This window comes from Rhodococcus sp. C-2, assembly GCF_027854095.1.
GTDB lineage: Bacteria > Actinomycetota > Actinomycetes > Mycobacteriales > Mycobacteriaceae > Rhodococcus_F > Rhodococcus_F qingshengii.
Map to the genome: position 1 here is coordinate 40,801 of NZ_JAQGFI010000021.1, position 19,395 is coordinate 60,195.

General features: G+C 60.6%; 17 protein-coding genes. 9 read left to right on the plus strand and 8 right to left on the minus strand.

All coding sequences use genetic code 11. The annotated features are described in order from the left end of the window. Positions 1 to 11 precede the first annotated feature (11 nt). The 7 genes from PCS43_RS31095 to PCS43_RS31125 all read right to left on the minus strand — a co-directional run bounded on the left by PCS43_RS31095 (position 12) and on the right by PCS43_RS31125 (position 9,141). Positions 12 to 1,727, minus strand: a complete 1,716-nt coding sequence (locus PCS43_RS31095) for a peptidoglycan DD-metalloendopeptidase family protein (RefSeq protein ID WP_270923187.1) — start codon at positions 1,725 to 1,727, stop codon at positions 12 to 14. Continuing rightward, positions 1,727 to 4,075 carry a hypothetical protein gene (locus PCS43_RS31100; protein WP_270923188.1) on the minus strand — a complete coding sequence of 783 codons (2,349 nt, stop codon included), beginning with the start codon at positions 4,073 to 4,075 and terminating at the stop codon, positions 1,727 to 1,729. The genes PCS43_RS31095 and PCS43_RS31100 overlap by 1 nt, the downstream gene beginning before the upstream one ends. After that, positions 4,072 to 6,567, minus strand: a complete 2,496-nt coding sequence (locus PCS43_RS31105) for an ATP-binding protein (protein WP_225320451.1) — start codon at positions 6,565 to 6,567, stop codon at positions 4,072 to 4,074. Before PCS43_RS31105 ends, PCS43_RS31100 begins: the two co-directional genes overlap by 4 nt. A 37-nt stretch (positions 6,568 to 6,604) precedes the next feature. Further along, complete coding sequence (locus tag PCS43_RS31110; protein WP_270923189.1) at positions 6,605 to 7,210, minus strand: hypothetical protein; 606 nt, start codon at positions 7,208 to 7,210, stop codon at positions 6,605 to 6,607. Between the two features lie 139 nt (positions 7,211 to 7,349). Further along, positions 7,350 to 7,670 carry a hypothetical protein gene (locus PCS43_RS31115; RefSeq protein WP_270923190.1) on the minus strand — a complete coding sequence of 107 codons (321 nt, stop codon included), beginning with the start codon at positions 7,668 to 7,670 and terminating at the stop codon, positions 7,350 to 7,352. Positions 7,671 to 7,696: 26 nt separating this feature from the next. After that, on the minus strand, positions 7,697 to 8,890 hold the full coding sequence (locus tag PCS43_RS31120; RefSeq protein WP_270923191.1) for a conjugal transfer protein: 1,194 nt from the start codon (positions 8,888 to 8,890) through the stop codon (positions 7,697 to 7,699). Next, positions 8,887 to 9,141: a hypothetical protein gene (locus PCS43_RS31125; RefSeq protein WP_270923192.1), complete on the minus strand. Its 255-nt coding sequence runs from the start codon at positions 9,139 to 9,141 to the stop codon at positions 8,887 to 8,889. Before PCS43_RS31125 ends, PCS43_RS31120 begins: the two co-directional genes overlap by 4 nt. A 340-nt stretch (positions 9,142 to 9,481) precedes the next feature. On the opposite strand from PCS43_RS31125, the gene PCS43_RS31130 reads away from it, so the two are divergent. From PCS43_RS31130 to PCS43_RS31150, 5 genes are all read left to right on the plus strand, one after another. Then, entirely contained in the window at positions 9,482 to 10,321 is an 840-nt protein-coding gene (locus tag PCS43_RS31130) for a sigma-70 family RNA polymerase sigma factor (protein WP_270923193.1), read from the plus strand. Further along, complete coding sequence (locus tag PCS43_RS31135) at positions 10,321 to 10,578, plus strand: hypothetical protein (protein WP_270923194.1); 258 nt, start codon at positions 10,321 to 10,323, stop codon at positions 10,576 to 10,578. The genes PCS43_RS31130 and PCS43_RS31135 overlap by 1 nt, the downstream gene beginning before the upstream one ends. A gap of 23 nt (positions 10,579 to 10,601) precedes the next feature. Then, positions 10,602 to 12,602 (plus strand): cutinase family protein, encoded by a 2,001-nt coding sequence (locus tag PCS43_RS31140; protein ID WP_270923195.1) that lies wholly within the window; start codon positions 10,602 to 10,604, stop codon positions 12,600 to 12,602. Positions 12,603 to 12,745: 143 nt separating this feature from the next. Further along, a complete protein-coding gene (locus PCS43_RS31145; RefSeq protein WP_270923196.1) occupies positions 12,746 to 13,411 on the plus strand; it encodes a hypothetical protein in 666 nt (221 codons plus the stop codon). 77 nt (positions 13,412 to 13,488) lie between these two features. Further along, positions 13,489 to 14,010, plus strand: coding sequence for a hypothetical protein (locus PCS43_RS31150; protein WP_270923197.1), 522 nt, complete (start codon positions 13,489 to 13,491; stop codon positions 14,008 to 14,010). Positions 14,011 to 14,271: 261 nt separating this feature from the next. On the opposite strand, the gene PCS43_RS31155 is transcribed toward PCS43_RS31150, so the two are convergent. Then, positions 14,272 to 14,559, minus strand: a complete 288-nt coding sequence (locus tag PCS43_RS31155; protein ID WP_256922264.1) for a hypothetical protein — start codon at positions 14,557 to 14,559, stop codon at positions 14,272 to 14,274. 834 nt (positions 14,560 to 15,393) lie between these two features. Here PCS43_RS31155 and PCS43_RS31160 point away from each other — a divergent pair. The 4 genes from PCS43_RS31160 to PCS43_RS31175 all read left to right on the plus strand — a co-directional run bounded on the left by PCS43_RS31160 (position 15,394) and on the right by PCS43_RS31175 (position 19,267). Then, positions 15,394 to 16,068, plus strand: coding sequence for a hypothetical protein (locus PCS43_RS31160; protein ID WP_270923198.1), 675 nt, complete (start codon positions 15,394 to 15,396; stop codon positions 16,066 to 16,068). A gap of 684 nt (positions 16,069 to 16,752) precedes the next feature. Continuing rightward, positions 16,753 to 17,718 carry a ParA family protein gene (locus PCS43_RS31165; protein WP_003942441.1) on the plus strand — a complete coding sequence of 322 codons (966 nt, stop codon included), beginning with the start codon at positions 16,753 to 16,755 and terminating at the stop codon, positions 17,716 to 17,718. Further along, positions 17,715 to 18,455 (plus strand): hypothetical protein, encoded by a 741-nt coding sequence (locus PCS43_RS31170; protein WP_270923199.1) that lies wholly within the window; start codon positions 17,715 to 17,717, stop codon positions 18,453 to 18,455. Before PCS43_RS31165 ends, PCS43_RS31170 begins: the two co-directional genes overlap by 4 nt. Before the next feature lie 536 nt (positions 18,456 to 18,991). After that, complete coding sequence (locus tag PCS43_RS31175) at positions 18,992 to 19,267, plus strand: hypothetical protein (protein WP_011331723.1); 276 nt, start codon at positions 18,992 to 18,994, stop codon at positions 19,265 to 19,267. Positions 19,268 to 19,395 lie beyond the last annotated feature (128 nt).

A 19,395-nucleotide genomic window follows, 5' to 3' on the forward strand; every position in this document is an offset into this window, starting at 1 on the left:
GGTGAAGGTTCCTATCCGAATCGTTTGACGTACATCTCTTCGCCGGCCCAGCCGGAGAGCGGCATGATCGAGACGCTTTTCCCCGATTCCGGGGCGTTGAGCAACATGTCCTGACCGTTTTCGGTGCCGTAGAAAATGCCGACGTGATGGGTGTCGCCGCCTGCGCCGAAGTAGATCAGGTCACCTGGACGCTTCTGGTCGAACGGAATGTCTTGGCCTCGGGAGTCGTACAGCTGGCCGGGGTTGGAATGACTTCCGGTGAAGTGAGGGAGCAAAATTTGGCCACCGGAGGCTTGGTAAACCGCGTACAACGCCAAGCCTGAGCAGTCGAAGCCGACCTTGTTCGAATCGCCGTTCGCATCTCCTGCCCCGCCACCATCACTGATGCCTTTCGTTGGACCGTTCTGATCTCCGCCTCCCCACGCGTACGTTGTTCCGATCCATTGGGAGGCCGCAGCGATCACGTTCGCTCCGAACGGCCCACCCGGCTTGAACTGAGGTCCACCGGGGTTCGAGGTCCCAGGCGCGCAGGCGCCGCCGTCGATGATCGTTGTTGCGGCGCCACCCTTGACGATGTCTGCCAGCTCCTGCGGCGTCAGGTCTTTGCCTGAACCTTTGAACTGCGAAGCTAGTTGCCGAGCGAGCGTTTCGTCGTCGGCGTATGCCTCCGGGTGAGCCGATCCCTGCACGGTTTGGGCGGCGACGGTGACTGGCATGGATTGCCAGCCCGAAACTTTGAGCAACGCGTCAAAGAATTTGACGTTCGCCGTTACGGGGTTCATCAGCTCTTCCGCGGTGCCCCAGATGCCGACTTGTTGTTGGTATTGATTGACCGAGAGGTGATCGCTTCCGACGCCGTCGTGGGGATATTGCAGCGACTCGGGCACGTTGGAGCTGGCGAGCATTCGGTAGGTCGATTCCTGGCTCATGGTGGCCAAGGCAACTACGATTCCTTGATCAGGAACGCCCATGGACTCGCCTATGGCGACAGCTTGTTTCGCCAGCGCCGTTTGGCTTGCGTTGAGACCGCCCGTGCCGGCGGGGGTGGATTTCGCCACCAACTCTGCATCGGGCTGCGTTGGGGCGGAGGCTGCTGCAGGGGAGGCGGTTCCTCGTTGCTTGAGCCAGGGAACCGGGTCGACTCCACCGCCCATCGACCATTGTCCTGGGTAGATACCGAAGTGCAGGTGCGGGCCGCTGGATTGTCCTTCGCTGCCGACTTTGCCGATGAGTTGGCCTGCGGTGACCTTGTCGCCGGCTTTGACGAGCACTCCTGCTGCGGTCATGTGCCCGTAGAGAGATTCGACGGTCTGCCCGTCGATGGTGTGCCGGATGCGGATCCAGTGTCCGTAGCCCGAGGCCGGTCCAGCGACGACGACTTCACCGTCTCCTGCAGCGTAGAAGGGGGTATCCAGCGGGGCCGCGTAATCTTGTCCGTCATGCATTCCGCCTTCTCGCATGCCGAACGGCGAGCTGATCGTGTACGTACCTTCGGCCATCGGAACTGCCAGAGATCCGGGTTTCAGACCTACCAACGATCCGTCTGCACGAATGTCGGTACCGGTCGGCTGACCGCAGGTGGTGTCCTCACCGGTGAGGGACAAGATGACGAGAATCGGCGCCATCAGCACGACCATGCACACGATCGGCACGGAGATGAGGATCCACCACCACTTCTTCGACGAACTTTCCGAATCGGGGGACGGTGGTGCGGCGAGGAGCGTCATCAGCGAGGCCGCCGGGTCAGCGAGCTCGGCTGCGGGGTCCTCGCGTTACCCGCTCCTGCTTGAGCTGCCGCCGCCATCAGTCCGGCAGTTCTGGAGCCGGATCCGGTGGGAATGTTGACGGCGGGAACAACTGGAGCGGCGGGCGGACGTGCCGGCGCGGCGGTTGGCTTCGGCGCCTTCGGGGCGCGGGTGGGAGTGGTGGGCAACAGCAGCGGCGCACCGGAATCGGTGGTGAATTCGCGGAAGGCCCGACCGTCTGGTGCAACAGTTTTCGATGCTGAACTGCGAACTTGTCCACGGTCCGGAGCAAGACCCGACGGCGCCGTGCCAATCGACTTCTTGATGCCCGGTTTGTCTGCGACAGCCGATTTCGAAAGTCGACTGCGCACCGCGGCCGCCGCGCTATCCGCACCGGTTCCACGGCTCGGTGAGCTCGTAGAGGACCGTGAACCCGAGGACTGTGAACGGGCCATCGTGGCCGGGTCGGAGAGATTGTCGATCGACTTCTTGGCCTTCTTCGCTCCGGAAACTGCTTTCGTGCCCGCCCAGACTGCGGCAGCGACGCCTCCCGTTACCGCAGTCGACGTCGCGGTGCCAGCTACTGAGCCAACGGCCTTGGTTGATGTAGTCGCTTTCTTCGCGATCTTGCCTGCACCCTGGACCGCGGCCTTGCCGCCACGGTAGATCTGCCGGCCCTGCGCAGCCATCAACGCGATATCTCGACCCGACGTAGGGGTAGATCTGGTGATGGATGTCGGTGCGGCATCGGGTCGCTTCGCCAAAATCGACGCCAGACTGTCCGACATCCGTTGCAGACCCTTGATCGCGCGACGGAAGAGGAGGAGTGCGACGATCAGGAAGATGTCGACGAAGAAGACGGTGCGGATGAGATTCGATTCGTCTGAAGCGAAAAGGTCCTGGACGACGAGCACGTATCCGACCAGGAAAACTATGGAAAACATCATCTGCAGCAGCGACATCGCGACGTTGGCGATCGTGCGCCAAAACTGTCCACGCATCGACGGTGCGATGGCAACGACGATGCCAGGGATGGATTTGATGGCGTTGCCGATCGAAACCCCTGCAGCGAGAACCAACCTGCCCGCCAGGTAGATCGCGAAGAGCATCAGCAGAGTGCCGGCGAAGATCAAGAAGAGCAGACCCATCGCTTGACCAGGGCCAGGATTGTCGGCGTATTGCTTCATCGGACCGTCATCGCCATCACACGCCGCGATCGCGTCTTTGATGCGATCTTCAGGCTTGTCATCCGGATTGAGCAGATCCAGGGCCGCCCCCGCGCCGGGAAGAATGTCACCAACCTTCTCTTGCACCTTGTCCATGACCCCGGGCCCGTCCGGGGTCGCGGCGTAAGCCTCGTCGAATTCCTTGACGCACTTGCCGTTGTTGTCCGGCGCATCAAGCACGACCCCGAAGTTGATCAGCTGAGTGGGCTGGCGCAGGAAGGTATCTACGAGGGTCGATTTGATGGTGTCGATCTGCTGATCGGCGTTGCCGCTGGTATTTCCACCGTTCGCCAGTCCCGACGCGACTTCGAGTCCGGCATCGCGTGCAGCGAAGACCAGGCCGTCGTTACCGACGACCCGGTCGAGGGGGTTGGCGAGAAATCCGACGGCCGCGGCCGCGATGACACACGACATGAGCAGTTCGTAGATGCCCGTGGAGAAGCGCCCGCGTACGAACCACACGGCCACGCTGAATCCGGCGATGGTCAACATCAGTGGGGTGAGCGCGAATTGGTCGGTGATCGAGGTGACGGAGTCTGCGATGGTGCGGACCGGCGTGAGAATCATTTCGATCCAGTCGAAGGACAACGCGTAAGTGATGAACCAGATCGCCGTCGCCATCATGAATCGGAAGACCTCGTATTCGAGGGTGATGATGTACGCCCAGATCATTCTCCAGCCGCCGCCCATTGAGGCGTTGCCCTTGTCGATCGAGAGGAAGTAGCTCCAGGCGTCGATTCCGTGCGTGTCCTTGAGCGCCATCCATGCGAAGAACGGTGATGCACCTCCTCCTCCGCTGGGGTCCGCAGCCGCGGGCGTAGCGAAAATCAGCAAAAGTGCACCAAGAGCGTGCCATCCCGCGGCCACCCGAATGAGCAGGCGGCTCCACCAGCGTGACCACAGCCAGCGAGAGATCGGTTTGCTCACGTACATGATGACGACCAACCAGGATTCGGGAATCCACGCTTGGGCGATCCGGCTGGCGGAGTGCAGGAGCCAACGCAGTGAGTGTGTGACCGCGGCGCGGACGCTGAAGTACTCGCGGGCTTCGGGACTGCCCTCGACAGCGTCCTGGTCGAGGGGGTGCGCCGCGGTCGAGGTCATGCCTTCACCAGCTTCTTGTTGTCTTTCGGGGTGGTCAGCGCGGCTTCACGGCGCGATTCGGTGGCGGGGAGAAGAGTTTTGATGCGGCCGACGTTTCCGCTGCCGTCTCGCATGTAGCCCTCGCCTCGGCGGTGCGGCTCGACGTAGCCGTCTTTTCCCGTGACCGGCGCTGTCTGCTCCGTGAGCTCTTTGACCAGGTCTTGGTTCTCTGGGTCCAGGCCCAGCCACTCGATCGCGCGCTTGGCGAGGCCTTCGTCGGTGTGGCGATGAACAAATCGGGTTTTGATGAGGCCGCGAAGTTTCGGTGTCCCGAACGCGCAGTCCTGATCACCTAATCCCACTGCTGCAGAGGACTTTCGGCCTTGAAGTACGAAATCTTCGACGATGTCGATACCGTCGTCGGCGTTGAGAAGGTGATGAGCTTCGTCGACGAGGAACAGCGCCATCTGGTCGGCGTCGGCGAAGCACTGACCGCGGGCGATCTTCGCGATGAGTGTGTAGACGGCGTGACCGAATCGCTTCTCGAGCGGCAGATTGTCGTACAGGTGCTGCTTCTCTGTCTGCAGCTGGGTGGGGAGCTCCACGCGGTGGGTGCGGAAGATGATCGCCGGCGCGGTGATCGGCAATGCCGGAAGGTCTTTCGCGAAGAGCGCTGCGGCATAGGTCAACCGGGCGTAGACGTTCATCTCCTCGCCGAGGTCGTAGGCACCGTCGATCAGGCAGTCAGCGGAGAGGAGGTGCTCGGTGAGCTCGCCAAGCCCTGCGTAGGGGTGCTTCGCCCGATAGGACGGTTCGAGCACCTTGGCCAGCGCCTTGCCGTGCGTTGATGTCGGCTGGATTCGCAGCAACGCCAGCATCACCGATTGCGTCATCTCCGCCGCGATGTTGGGCGGGAAGATCCGCAGTGGGTCGGTGCTGTAATCGGGCTCGACCAGATCAACGATTACCGCATCCGTGACCGCCCGAGCCCAGTTGGCGTATTCACCGAGGTCACTTTGATCGATACCGATGACCTGGCCGCCGCAGTCGACGACGTGACCGGCAATCACCTTCATGGTGACGGACTTTCCGGATCCGAGCTCCCCGGTGACAGCCCACGAAGAGGACTGGTCGCGGAGGGACTTACCGAGTATGTCGTTGTGTACCGCACCGATCCGGGCTGCCGTGATGTTCAGTGCGAGCAGAGGTCCGGAACTGTCGCCCAGATCGTTGCGAGTGAACGGCATGTAGGCAGCAAAATGTGTCGAGGTGGTGATGTGCCCGAATTCGCGCACGATCTTCGACGAGGGAACGCCGGGAATCATCGCCCACCACAAGTCCTCTTGAAATCCGAGCGGCGCGACCAGCTTGTAGTCCTGATGTTCAAAGGACTTCTTCACTGTTTGGGCTTCAGCGAGGGCCTGCTCTTCGGTGGGCGCGCCTACGGCAAAAAGCGCTGTCCAGGCAACTTCGACCTCGTCACGGTTGGTTTCGAGAAGCGAGCTGTACTCGGTCAGTGCAGAGGCTGCGATATCGAGGGCGCCCTGTCCGCCTGCCAGCTCGCCTTCCCGCTGCTCGTACTGTTCTTTGAGGTTTTCCAGCGCACGCTTGTTCGCACGCATCACGTCAGCGCCTGCTGTCACCTTGAGTCGAGCAACGAAATCGACGTCGATGTCTCCGAAGTCATCCGCCAGGGAAAAGAATTCCGAGCCGGGAAAGAGGACACCACCGGAGGGCATATCCGCTAGCGCGAGAATCACCTGGTACGACGCCGGCCGATCATCGATGTCGTAGGGCTGGTCGACCTTGAGAACTCGACTGAATGTGGGAACCTTCGGACGCCACCAAGTCGTGGGCGCATCGCGATCTGATTGCGCGCCTTCGTCGAGTCGTGCTGGGGCGAGCGCCGCTCCCGATTTCGGGGAAGGCGTGGACGCGGCGCCAGGCATGTCTCGATCGACATGGAGGCCGCGGGTCATGGAGTGCTGCCAGAGCCAAACCATCTGTGCTGGTGTTGCCGGGCGAGCTTCGAAGACTGCGGGGATATCGGCGACGATGAGATCCGCTTGGCGAATACGCGCCCGGACCTCGTCTTCGGGGACGGAGGTTCGAGGGAGTCCGATGAAGTCCGACAGCGACGTCCACGCCGCGTGCGTGGCGGCTTTTGCCTGTCCTGCGAGTCCGGTCGTTGTCAGGGGGATGCTCAGATAGAACACTCGTTGGCCGGGGCGATAGAGCTCGATGGAGTCGAGGGTCGCTTCGCATTCGATCGCCCAGTCTGTGTGGACGTCGAGATCAACCCCTTCGGTCATCCTCGCCACGACCGCTTCCGCACTCAGCGACGACGCGATGCCCATCAACATCGATTCGCCGGGCAGTGCGCGCACGAGCATCGTGTGCAGAGTCCGGGCGGTGCGTTTGTCGACGTTGGGTCGGTAGCCGTAGTCCATTCCGCTCAGTACGTAGTCGGCCCACACGACACCGGATTTCGTCCACCGGATATTTGCTGCCATCGACAGAGTTGGCTGTTCCATTGCGGCGGATCGCTTTCTACTCGGGGTTTCCGGCGTTGGCCAGCGCAAGAAGTTCCTTGACGCTTGATCGGCCGGGACGCGGGGCGGGGTCGTTTGTTGACAGGGCGGGCAGTTCCTGAGGTCGCGACCGAGTGCCGACAGCGTTGTATGCGACCGGTACAGATGCAGAAGAAGATTCGGGAACCACAGCAGCGACGAGTTGGTCCTCGATGCGCGGATCGACCGTGATGTAACCGCCGGCGTGAACAAGGTGCGGTGCTCGGATATTCACGCGTTTGCCGTTGATCTTCAGCTTGGCCTCAGGCGGCGCGAAGACGGCCTTTTTGACCCCTTGAGCGACAGATGCTGGGCTTCGGCCGGCCAATCGGAGCTTGCCGACAACGAACACCGTGCCGCCGCAGCATGCGACGAAAAATCCGACGTTCCACGTGATGTTGTCGCCGAGCCACAACGGATGCAGGAGCCACAGGATTGCTCCGACAGAGGCGCCACTGACTGCTTGCGGGACTGTGTAGGGGCCGAAAGGGAGCTTCTTACCGTCGGGTGTGCGGCCGATCAGCTGAGGGATTTTCCGAGCTGTTGTGAAGTCCTTGATGACTTCGACGTTGTTGTCGTCGTTCATGCGGGCACCGACTCGCGTGAGGAGTTCTGTCGGTGTGCTCGTGTGGTCGCGTCCGTTGCCGCGGTGGTTACCTCGGACATCTGCAGTCCTCCTTGTCAGGGTCGGTGAAGGGCGATTCGAGTGGGCGCGCGGTCGCCGATTACACCGGCAGATCCAGACCCGGATCCGGTGCTTCTACGACCTGCACGACAGAGATGGCCAGGTCCTCTCCGGTTCGGTCTTTGAGGGAGTCCATGTTGAAGACAACCCAGAGCGCTGCAGCACCGATGAGGGCGGAGACGACCAGCCGGGCGATCGTGAAGGACTGCATCAAGTTCCGGAGAAGGAAGTACAGGACCAGGCAGCTGGCTGCGGATTGGAGGGCGACCTTTCCGTTGTTGGTCAGCTCTCCGATCTTTTCGAAGACACCGGCGGCGACGATCGCGGTGTTGGGGTCAGCGGCGGCGAGTGCGAGGGACATGATGGGTCACCTTTCGGTTCGATGGGTCAATTTCCTGAAGGGGAAAACAGTGGGACTTCGCCGACAGCTGGAAGCGACGATCCGGGTGTTTGGCTTGGCGCGGGAGCCTGAGTGGGCGCTACGGATGTCGGTGCGGAAGTCGACGGAGCGTTCTTCGGAGTCGGCGGGGCCGGGGCGCTCGTGGTCGACGAATTGACTCCGCTGCGAGGAGCAGTAGCGGCAAAGAGCGGCGTTGAGTCGATGGCGCTGACTTCCCAGCGGCCGCCGCGGGAAGTCATCGTCAGCGCGTACTGACCGTTGACAGATTCGGCGTCGGTGATCTTCAAAGATGCAGTGATCAACAAGCGCACGACGTCGCCATCTGAACGCGGCGCTGCCGAGTTCGAGGCACTGAGATCGACCGAGGACAGCACATCGGTGAGTGCGATGCTGCGGTATGGCGCCGGGACGATCGGGGCGATGGAGACCCCCGGCGTCAGGTAGCGAGCAACCTCGCCGTTGCCTGTCAGGAGGGCGGCGAGGAACTGGTTGGCCGAGGTTCCGATCGGGTGATTCGCAACTCGGAACTTATATCCGAGTTGAACGTCCACGGCTGTCGACGGCTGCGCAACTTCGGAAGGAAGTGTGGCGGCGCGTGCGCCGGATTCGGTCACAACAACAGGAACTTGGAAGTAGCGCCGAACGATTGTTGCGGAGGCATCGTTGGCGGGGCGTACCGAGACCGATACCGTCACGGCGTAGGTTCGTGCGTCGTGATCGAAGGCAATTGATGCGATGGCGGGGTCCGTCGCGACGTAGAGCGCAGATGCCGGAAGATTCGGTGGCGTGGCAACGAACCGTTCGATCTCGCGTTCGTTTCCTCGGCTGCCTTGAAGCCACGTCACGACCAGTTGACGGGCTACATCTTCGGCTTGGGCTTGTGCTGCGGTGTCAATGCTTTGCGCTTCGTTGTCAGTTGCCTTGACGATTGCCGGAGTTGACGATGAGCCGAATACGACGAGCAGCAGTGAGACAATTCCTGCGACGAGAGCGGCGATGATCGCACCGCGAATTGCGCGGGTTGTCCACTGCTGACGAAGGCCCCACTGGACTCGCTCTGCGCGGACACGCTCCTCTACTTCATCGACGATCGTCTCGGCGGAATCGGCGGTTGTGGAGCCATCCTGTTTCCGTTTCGGAGTGCGTCCGAAGTTGTTGATCTTCTTCCAATCGATGTTCATCGGATACCTGCCTCGGACGGCTGCTCGGACGAGTCGTGGTCTGATTCGCCGTCCGAGATGTCGGCGCTCATTGCCCGCGCAAGCGCTGCATGAGCGGCCGGCGCCTCTGCGAATACCAACAACGAGAGCGCGGCGCTGGCTTCTTCGTCGAATGGGTTTCGTGTGAGAGCCGCGGCGACTCGACGGATCTCCTCAGCAATGGCATGGGCGTAGCCGAGATCGTGCAGTAGCGCTTGCATCGAGTCGTGCATCCGGTCCTCCTGGCGACTGGCGAGTGTGAAAGCCGCACCGATTTTGTGGGCTTCTACTTGTAGGAAGATCCGGGCGCGAAGACCTGAGTGACAGAGCTCGCCAAACTTTTTTCAAAGTTTTTTCCGAGCGCGGTCAGGTGCTTGTTGCCAGAGGTTCAAACGTGCTCGTCGATGCCTTCGATGCACGCGCATCTACTCACGGCGAAGCTCGCGGCAACAACATCTCCGGCAACAACAAACACTCCCCTGGCAACAACAAACATGCAGGTCAGAGGCAATATAGGGCTGCTCTACTGGGCGCGAGACCAACCTCGCACGCGCACAGAGGAGACCCGTGGAAATGTCCACCCACGCAGCAACCGCCCCCAGCCATTCGTCGTCCGCCCTGCCGTCCCATGTCGCGGCTCGAGGCGACCTTTACAGCCGTCTGAACACCGAATGGATGCAGTTGTGCGCACGACCCTCAGCAGCGGCAGAGGTGCTCACATGGTCGGTCAATCAGCCGGCCTTGAGTCAGGTTCAGGAACTCAACGACTTGGCCGGCGCCCATCGTCTCGATCGCGACGCCGTACTGCTGGCACTGTTGACCCTCCACCAGGAGGGCAGCGTTCTCGCGGGGCGAGCGCTGTTGCAGCTGATGCTCGGGAAGTTGATCTCGTTGACCCGTCACGCGCGGGTGGCCGGCTTCGATTCCTACCACGCTTACGACGAGCGTGCGGCCACCACAATCGCCACTTTCATGTCATTGATAGCCGAGTATCGTCCGTCCGGAGAGAACATTTATGCAGCTCTCTTTTTGCGGACTTTGAAGAAGATCGCACACGAGAACACCTTTGCCGGTGAGATCCCGGCGTCGGATCTGATGGATCGTTCCGATGCTCCTGAGGCGGAAACCGAGAACCCATTTCTCGCCCAGGACTTGCTCGCTTGGGCTGTACGGAACGGAGTCATCACCGGCACCGACCGAGCTTTGATTCAGCGCGCATATCTCGACCAGACCGACACCGATCTGACATCGATCGCGGCTGAGATCGGCATGACCTCGGCCGCACTTCGTCAGCGGCTCTATCGCGCTGTGTCGAAGATTCGGAACAGCGTAGGAACTTCGAATCAGACGTCCGATCATGCGCGCTTCGCCCGTGCATCGCGCAGCGCCCGGCCGATCGAACAGGCTTTGTGATGACTCGAACTCTCGACGCAGTTTCGTTGCTGGTGTGCTTCCTGATCGCTGGCTTCGTGATGAAGGAATCGTCCCTTCTTTTCGAGACTGCTGGAAGTTTCGACGCTGCGCTACGTATCCCTTCCGTGAGTCATCCCGAACTTTTGGGACAGCTGATGTCGCTCGCTCACCGCGCCGTCTTCACGGTCGTCGACCTTCTGCCGAACACCGTGGCCGCACATTCGGGCAGCGGTTTTTCCACTTCCCCCTCGCTGTAATCGATGACGAAAAGAGATCTGTCATGACGACCATCGCTTCCCTATTTGCCGACTACCGACGCGCCCGTTCGGTGGGTTCGGCGGCCCTTCTTACAGCAGCCGTGGCGTCAACTCTGCTCACGATCTCAACGCCGGGGACCGCTCATGCCGCACCGGCTTCTGCAGGCTGCCCCACTGCGGAGGTGGTCATGATGACGGGGACGTTCGAGACAGATTCGGAAGCAGATTCTTCGGTGGCGACGGGTCTTCTCAAGCAAGTGACTGATCCGCTTGTTCAGCAGTTCGGAAGCTCCATCAAAGTCACTTACCCTGCCTACGAAGCATCCGCGTTCAACAAGGGGAAGACTTACGGAACGAGTAAGGCCACCGGAATAGAGGCTGCCGCGAAAGTCATGCAGACCCGGGCAGCGGAGTGCCCTAGTACTGTTTTCGCTCTCGGTGGTTACAGCCAAGGGGCGGATGTCGCGGGCGATCTGACGTGGCTGATCGGGCACGACAAGGGTCCGATTCCCGCGGAGAAGCTGATCGCGGTCGGCTTGGTTGCCGATCCCCGACAGAGTCCGAGCGAGGACAACACTCTCGTCGGTCCAGCTGTCGACGGAGTCGGTATTGCGGGGGCGCGGCCAGGCGGATTCGGAAAGACCGCCTCGGTAACGCGGTCGTACTGCGCACCCGACGACCTGTACTGCTCGACGAACAGCAACAAGGACGGGTTACTTGCCGGTCTCGGCCGAGTACTTTCACAGCCCCCTACTGCATCCGGTCCACAGCAGAGTGATGGCTCTCAGCCCAACACAGCGGCCCTGCAGAACGCCCTGGTTTCGGACTACTCGAAGGTTGATCTCCCGGGCCTTGCCGGCAACGTCGACGCTCTGCAGAAGCAGCTCCAGTCTGGATCTCCCGACCTCGCCAGCGTGAGCGCAGCGGCATCCGATATTGCAAACACTCTGGTCCCTGTAGCGGATACGACCAAGTGGGTGACTCAGAATCCCGCCGTCGAACAATCACTCAAGTCAGCGGACGCATCGACGCCCGAGTTCGCGGCCGGCAAGATCGTCGAGACGGTCAAGGGTATCGATGTGGCCGGCGCATTGAAGGCCGCCGATTCGATAACGAAGGCAGTCCAGGGAGCCACAGGCGCGGCGCAGGTGCCGCAGTTGCAGGCTTCCGTCGATGCTCTCGCCAATCAGGTTTCACCTTTGACGTCCACCCCAGCGGATGGGCTCTCCGTTGCCGCGAACGCGCTCTCGATCATCAAGCCGAGTGTCCTCATCGATCAGGTCACCCACATCGGGACGAATGCCTTCGCATTGGCCAACAACATTCCAGCTGTCGCCGACATCTTCACGACTCGGATCCCGCAGATCGTTCTCGATCCCGCGCTCGATCCCATGGCGAAGGTCAAGGCGGTGCACGCCGAGTTCGACCAAATCAATGTTCTCTTCGAACCACTCGTCAAGCTCGCTGCAGGACTGGACTACAAGACCGCAGCATCACTCATCGCGATGATCCCCGACCCGTCCGGTACCGCTCAGATCGTGTCGATGATCGTCGGACTCGTAGGCAACCTCGATATCATCGGTTTGGCCAACTCCGCCGGCGAACTGCAGAAGCAGCTCTGGCACGCGATCGAAACTGGCGATGTCATCGGAGCCGGTCTGGGTGCACTCCCCCATATCCTCGACTTCGCGAAGATCGCGGTAGGCACACTCGGGGGTGGACAGAAGACTGATCCGGCCAAACTCGGAGCAGCGTCCGCATCGTCAGCGACCGGCCAGCAGCTAACTCAGCAGTCCCAGACAGGGGACCTTGGTGGGCTCGCCTCGAATCTCACCGCGCTGGCAGGTTCTGACGGCGCCGATGCACTGGCACAGATCGGGACCGAGGGACTGAAGTTCGCTTCGTTCATCGGTTCCGGAGCTCACCAGAGCTACGGAGAAATGGTCATCGACTCCGCTGGAACGACCGCCCTCCAGGATCTGACCAACCACTTCCGCGACGCGATTGCGAAAGTGACCACCTGACTCCCCTGACCTCATCTCTGCACAGTCAAGCAGTCAAACAATGAACCGCACGGCCAGGGAAGGGTCTCACCGTCCAACGGTGGGGCCCTTTTCGCTTTCCCATTTTCTACATATCCACTCGTCGACGTGCGAGAGAATTAGGGATGAGCAGACCGAGTGACGACGTTCGCCTGTTGACGATCTCAAACACTGTTTCGGATCGCCTCAAGTCACTCCCCGCAGACTATGAGGCCGCTTCAGCACTGATTGCCTCAGCTGCCTTTCAAGTGGGGTTCACTCGCATAGCTGCGGGACTGGCGCAAGAGATTGCTGGCCCCAAGGGTGACACGTACATCCATGAACGCTTCGCACCCGAGCAATTCGATGTCCTACAACTAGCCCCGATCGATTTTGCCTCGCGCACGGCCCTGACTTGCCTCGATCTTTGCGCAGCTGCTGCGTATCGACTGCGACGAGCAGGGCGGTTCGATTGCCATGGCGAGTCTGACCTGGAACACCTGAGGGAGGCGATCAGGAAGAACGGTGTGCAGCTCCACGAAGGCCAGGAACGGTGGCGCCAGGCCTTAATGGGCGATAACAAGTTCAGACTCCTCAAACTGGTGCGGGACCAAGTCACTCATCGAGCGCTGGAGAGACAGACCACTATTGGCGAGGGCCCGCCGAAAACAACAATCACGATCGAGGGCAAGCCATACGACGGGACGGTCGCTACTCTTTTCGCCGACTTCGCGGAGTCCCAGTATCAGGCATTCACCACCGCAGTCCTCGCCGATTATCCTGATCGTCGGTCCCCTACACAGAACAACTGACTTCGACACTTCAGATCGACAATGCCGCATCGGCAAGGATCGCAATCCAGTCCATGCCGGCAGCTACCCTCCACGCCATGGCACCTCCTTCACCGTTCGGCAACAGCGGTCGCGATCTGTTTGTTGTTCACGTCAATACCGCAGCGACCGACAACGGCGAGCGCCCGGTACGGGAAATTGCGGCAATAGACACAGGCAGCGGGCGATCGTGGGAGATCTCTCTGGCTAGTGGAGACGCCTTGGTCGACGACGCGGCGGCCCTCACGCTCGCAACGCTGGCCCGCAGCATTGAGGGACATATCGCGGGCGGCTTCCATCCGGAGGAGCACACAGGGCTACTCAGGCACCTGTTCTCACAACTGGATCTGTTCCCAAAATGGCACCAGAACTCTGATATACGGCAGCTGACAGCCGGCGCATTGGGAATCCCACCTACCCATATGCCCACCACTGAACAGACCTGCAATCTATGGGGTGTTTCTGTACGGGCGCGCGGAAGCGCCGTCCAAATGGCTGAAGCGGCGGCAGCGTGCTTTGACGCGCTTGCCTACTTTTCTGCCGGCGACCGACTCCGCATGGTCGATATCCAACTGAATTGAGCCAGCTATGCCAAACCGAATGTCGAGACTGAAACTGCCTGCGGGACTGAACCTGTTCTTGCGGCGGCTGCGCTGGCGCCACGTCGCGTTCCTGTGGCTCGTCGCAGCCCTTCTACTGACTTGGATCAACAGGGAGGTGGAGACAGGGACAGTGACGCATTGGGTACTCGCCGTCCCTGTCGCCTTTTCCCCCGTGCTTGTTCTTTTCCTTTGGGTACTCGCAAACAAGAAGCGCTGAAGGCGCCCTCGTCGCTCCCCTCGTCATATTGCGGGCTCGTCGTCTTTGAAGAAGTATCCGCTCAGCGCCGCCGCGATCAGATGCGAGCGGGATTTTGCGCCCAGTTCCGCCACAAGGTGGTCAATCACGTCGAAGTCGGCATGAAATAGTCGGTAAGTTACCTGCGTCTCACTATCGTCACGTGACGTTTTGGCGCGAATGCCGCGGGCTGCGAATAATCCCCCACCGATTCGACCGCCAGGGTAGAGCAGTTCCGGCAGTCGATCATGAGTCTCCTCGATCGCGACGATGAAGATCTGACCGTTCGTCATCCCCGTGCTCGCCCGCATCTCCTCGAGCTTCGCATGGCACCTTGCCGGCACCCGAACACTTGACGACTTCCCTCCCCCATCCAGGTCAGAGGAACGGTCGATTGACTCCCGATCTTGTTGGCTTCCAGCAGGTTCAGTCTCGGCGGGGCGCTCCACATGCGCGGGTACTTCCGACCCTTGTTCAATTTCGTCGTCGTGACCCTCGATGTACGCGGAAGCGATGCTCTCGACCGATCGGGCCGCGGCCGAACGGAAGGTCCCGGCGAGTGGTCGGTGCCCGCCAGCCGACTGAGACGGGCCTTGGTTATGCGTGCTACTCACGTCAATCTCCGATACTGAACAGGGAACGAGACACGCTCGCTCAAAACCTAAAGTGATCTTGCTGAGAGTTATACAGCCCTCCCTGGACAGCTCGGGTGCGACGAGACACCTCACCCAAGACCCGCGAATCTTGCACCCAAGTCATATCCACAGCCGTTAGAGAAACCTATCGGATCATTTCGATACGACCAAGACGTAAGCACCTAATTGCCTACATATGCGGAAGTGGCAAGCTTGATTTCATCACGCGGCCATATGCAGGGCGTCCCACAAGCATCCCACTCTCATATCAATTCCAAATCTACTGACGCATTATGCGGCATTGGGACGCCTCTGGGACGACCTTGAAAGCGAGTGGCAATGTTTGCGAAGCCGCTTGGCTGGTATGTCGGTATGACTGGCATGCGATTGTCGGAATGCCTTCAAGTTCCAAACAAGGCGATAAGCATGATTCGTCGGGACGCAACTAGTACTACTGATGACACACCACCGGTGTGGTGTCATCATTGTTCTATGACCGTTCCCGGCAGCGAGATGGGCCTCAAGCTCAACTCGGCATGGATCGACGATCTCCGCTGGCACCGCGACCAATACAGGCAGTCTCGATTTCAATGGACGAGCAGCGATGCCCTGTTGGCTGCGACCGAGTTCACTCGCGGACGCCAAAGCTTCACCACCCTGTCTGAACTGCGCGAACTAAGCCAAGCGCGACGCTCAGCCGCCGCATACGCCACAGTGTGCCAACGGGCATTCGGCGAGGCCGCCAGACATGCGCGCAGAGGCCTCGAAACGACCACATCCTGGTCCGCAGTTGCTCGCGAACTGGACACAACTGTGGTCACCTGCTCGGCGAGTTCCCACTTTTCGATCTGGTCGCAGGCGCACGAACGCACAAATCCCCAGGTAGCCCGGGTGCAAAAGATCGTCGACGGGCTCTATTTCTCTAATCCCCTCATCCGCGCGTGGGAGCTCAAGCAGCTCTGGGACCTATATGCGGCTGCCGAGGACATCCTCGAAGACACTTTGGTCGATCTAGCCGTCGAACTCGACGGATTTCGCAGGGCTGACGACATCGCTCAGGCCGCAGATGTCCGCACCGTCGCAGGCCTCGGACATCGCATCAAGGCGCAGCGTGCACAGCGTGGCGCCATCGGCGATCCACGACGAACCCCACATCAGTACAGCTAAACAGCTATTTCACGCACACCTTCACGCAAAGCAAGCCATGTTGAATCACGCAGAGTGAGTAGTGAGTCCGGGGCTCTAGAATTCTGATCACGCACCCGGTCACCCTCGCCTACAAGCAGTCGGATCCGTACGCCAATTGGCAACTGATTCCGCCTGCGGCACAGCATGTAGACCCGCACCACATGCCGTACGAGAACCCTAAGTGCCACCCCGCACGCAAGCCCATCCTTCTGCACGCACATCATCCTGCGAGCGGTCACGCAAAACATCACGGATGCACACCCGCCCATCAAACCGCTGAGCACTCCGCACCTGATCATGCGGGGACTCACGCATAGAACCACGTTGCATCTCCCGTATCACCGCAGGCAGTCCAACACGCAGAAGACCACGTTTTCTTACACGCCATTTGGTCCGCGTGTGTTCACGCATCATTACCCGCATTTCTTCACGCATAATCTACTGCAGTGACTCAAGCTGTAACTCACGCGCGTTCACATACGTGTTCACCTGCAGTTACATCGGCATGCAAACACGCGGCATTGCACGCGGTGCCGCATGCCGACCCACATGCCTGAACACATACGGCCCCACACGCGTGGCATACCGCGAGTTGTCCAGGACCCCTGCTAACTTTCCTTACAGACCACTCGTCAGAAACCAACGTCCATTGGGAGAACCACCATGTCTGTAGATGCCGTTCCAACGACACCCACTCATCAGCAACTGCCTGCCTGCTTCGGATTCTTCAACGGCAAAGGGGGAGTGGGCAAGACCTCACTCTGCGCGAACACCGGAGGCTTACTCGCTGCCGGCGGCTACCGGGTTCTCTTGCTTGACTTCGACCCCCAGGCCAACTTGTGCCGCGACCTCGGGTTCGTGAAGGAGGACGGCGTGCCCTTGTTCTCAGCCCTCTTGAGCGGGTCGGCACCGCCGATCATCCAAAACGTCGGTGGTCGCGAGAATCTCGACATCGTTCCAGGCGGCCCGGCAATGTTCGACCTTGCCGCAGTCATGGTATCCAGGCAGCAACGCCAGGGAGGCAAACGACTAGGACAGCTTCTACTGGCCATGTTGCTGCAAGTGGCCGCAGACTACGACGTCATTATCTTCGATACCCCTCCGACGGATCTCACGATCATCGAAGCAGTGATGGAAGTAGTCCACGCTGTGGTCATTCCAATCCGCGCAGATGATGCCAGCCTCGACGGCATGGAAACGATCGCCGGCCAGTTCTCGGCAGCACGAGACGGAGATCCGGAACGAAACCTTCCTGCCGTGAACCCCCAGCTCCAACTTGGCGGGATCTGCCTCTTCGGCGTCAGCTCACGCGCAACCAAACTTGACGCAACGATTCGGGAAGCAGTCGAGGAGATGATCGGCGATTCGGCCCCGACTTTCGAATCTCGGATCCGCACGATGGAAACCACCGCCTTCGACGCGCGACGCCAGGGACTTCTGGTGCATGAGCTCGAGGAACGATCGGCCGGGGAAACCGCATCACGGATCGCAGCGCTGAGGAAAGGCACGAAACCGAAGGATCTGATGCTCTCGCGAAACGCCTCTGGCCTGGCCGAGGACTACTCGAACCTCACCCGCGAGATCCTCGTACGGATGTCGACCATCACCGCTGAGAGGGCTTCGGCATGAGTGAAAATAGGGTCCGCAACCGCAAGAGCATTGCCAAGTCTTTCGCCCCGAAGCCCAACCGAGCAGAGGGACTCGCTGGTCTCTTGCCCCCGGCCGGCGGGCTGCAGCCTCGCCGCGCCGCGAGCCCACAGACACCGGACACGGCTCAACCCGAGATCGACTCCACAGCTCCTCAACCGCCGGCTCCCAAACGAGTCACCGACGCCCCTCAACCCGCCGTCTCGGCGCCTGAATCTCCAGTGCGGGTGCAGCCGATGGAACCCGAAGCTGTCACCGCTCCAGTCGCACCACCCCACGCGACTCCTGTTGTAGTCGAACCTGCACCGGCAGTCACCGAAGCGCCGCCAGCCCAGACTCTGGAAGAAGGAAATCCGCCGGCTGCAGATACCTCGAAGGTGACTGTCACGGCCTACCTGGATCGCAGCACTCGCGACGCCTTGGTGAATCGTGCCGCCGAACGGCGATGCGATCACGCCGATGTTGCCATCGAGGCATTCGACGCAGTAGGCATCGAACGACTGCGAGCCCTCTTTCAACCCGTAGCAAGCAGATCGTCCTCAGGGATTCCGGTCCATCAAGAACCGTTCACGGTCAAGGGGCCCGTCGAGACCTGGTTCCGATTCACCACCGCTCAACGTGACTGGCTTGACGAGCAAGTGAAGGTCGTCAGTTCCAAATCGCGCAGCCGATTGCTCGCGGGCGTCTTGTCGCTGCACCTGCGGTCGCCCGCACAGTAGTGATGAACGGCCTCCGAGGAGCAAAAAGTAAGCCTCGGAGGCCGTCTCTGCTGTCAGGCCCACATGAACGGCAGCGGAGGCGGCATCGAATCGCAAGGCTTTCGTAGCCTCGAAACGGATCGTAGATCTGGGCGAGCGCAACGGCAGATTCGTGTCTTTGAAGGCGCTCCCCACCCCGCTCCCCACCCCGCTCCCCACCTATGTGGGGAGCGGTTTTTACCGTCTGAACTGCTGTTTTTTTCCACTCCCCCCACTCCCCACCAACTTCGCAGATAGGTCACACGTAGTAGTGGGGAAGTGCATGCCTCGCTAGCCTGACTCCGCTCCGACTCAGCCCGTCCAGGTCTCGCGACATGATGCGCACGAAGATTTGTTGACCCCATCTGTCACACGGCGAGGGGCACGCGGATCTTCCTCTAATCAGAGGCATTCATTGCGAGGGTTGAGGGGATTTCAGACATGAGCAGCGCCATGCACGACACGCTGACACCGCCAGCGTCACCGTTTCAGAATCAGTTTCGATTTACGCTCATCCCATGGGACGACCAAGTAAAGGCGCGCGCCGGTGCCTCTCCGTGCGCGCACCCCTCAACCAGGCCGAGGTCTACGAACGTCGAGCAGACGAACTCGGGATCGATCTCGGGGACTACTGGGTGCTCGTCATGGCGCGCGCCTCGAACCTCGACATTCCTGACTACATCCTCAAGAAGTTGGATCCGGAACGACTCCGCATCCACGACTCCCGCTATGCACTTCATCGGACGCAGACTGCTCGCGACGCGGCCGACGGCGAACTTTCGGTTCCAGCATGAGTTGGCCCTAGACAGCGAAAAACCCCCACTGCTTTGCCGGCCGGAGGGGGTTCTTCGATTCGATTTCAGTCCCGGGAAGCGACTTGCGACGTCACTTTCCGAACTTCACTTACTCAAGTCCAGAGGAC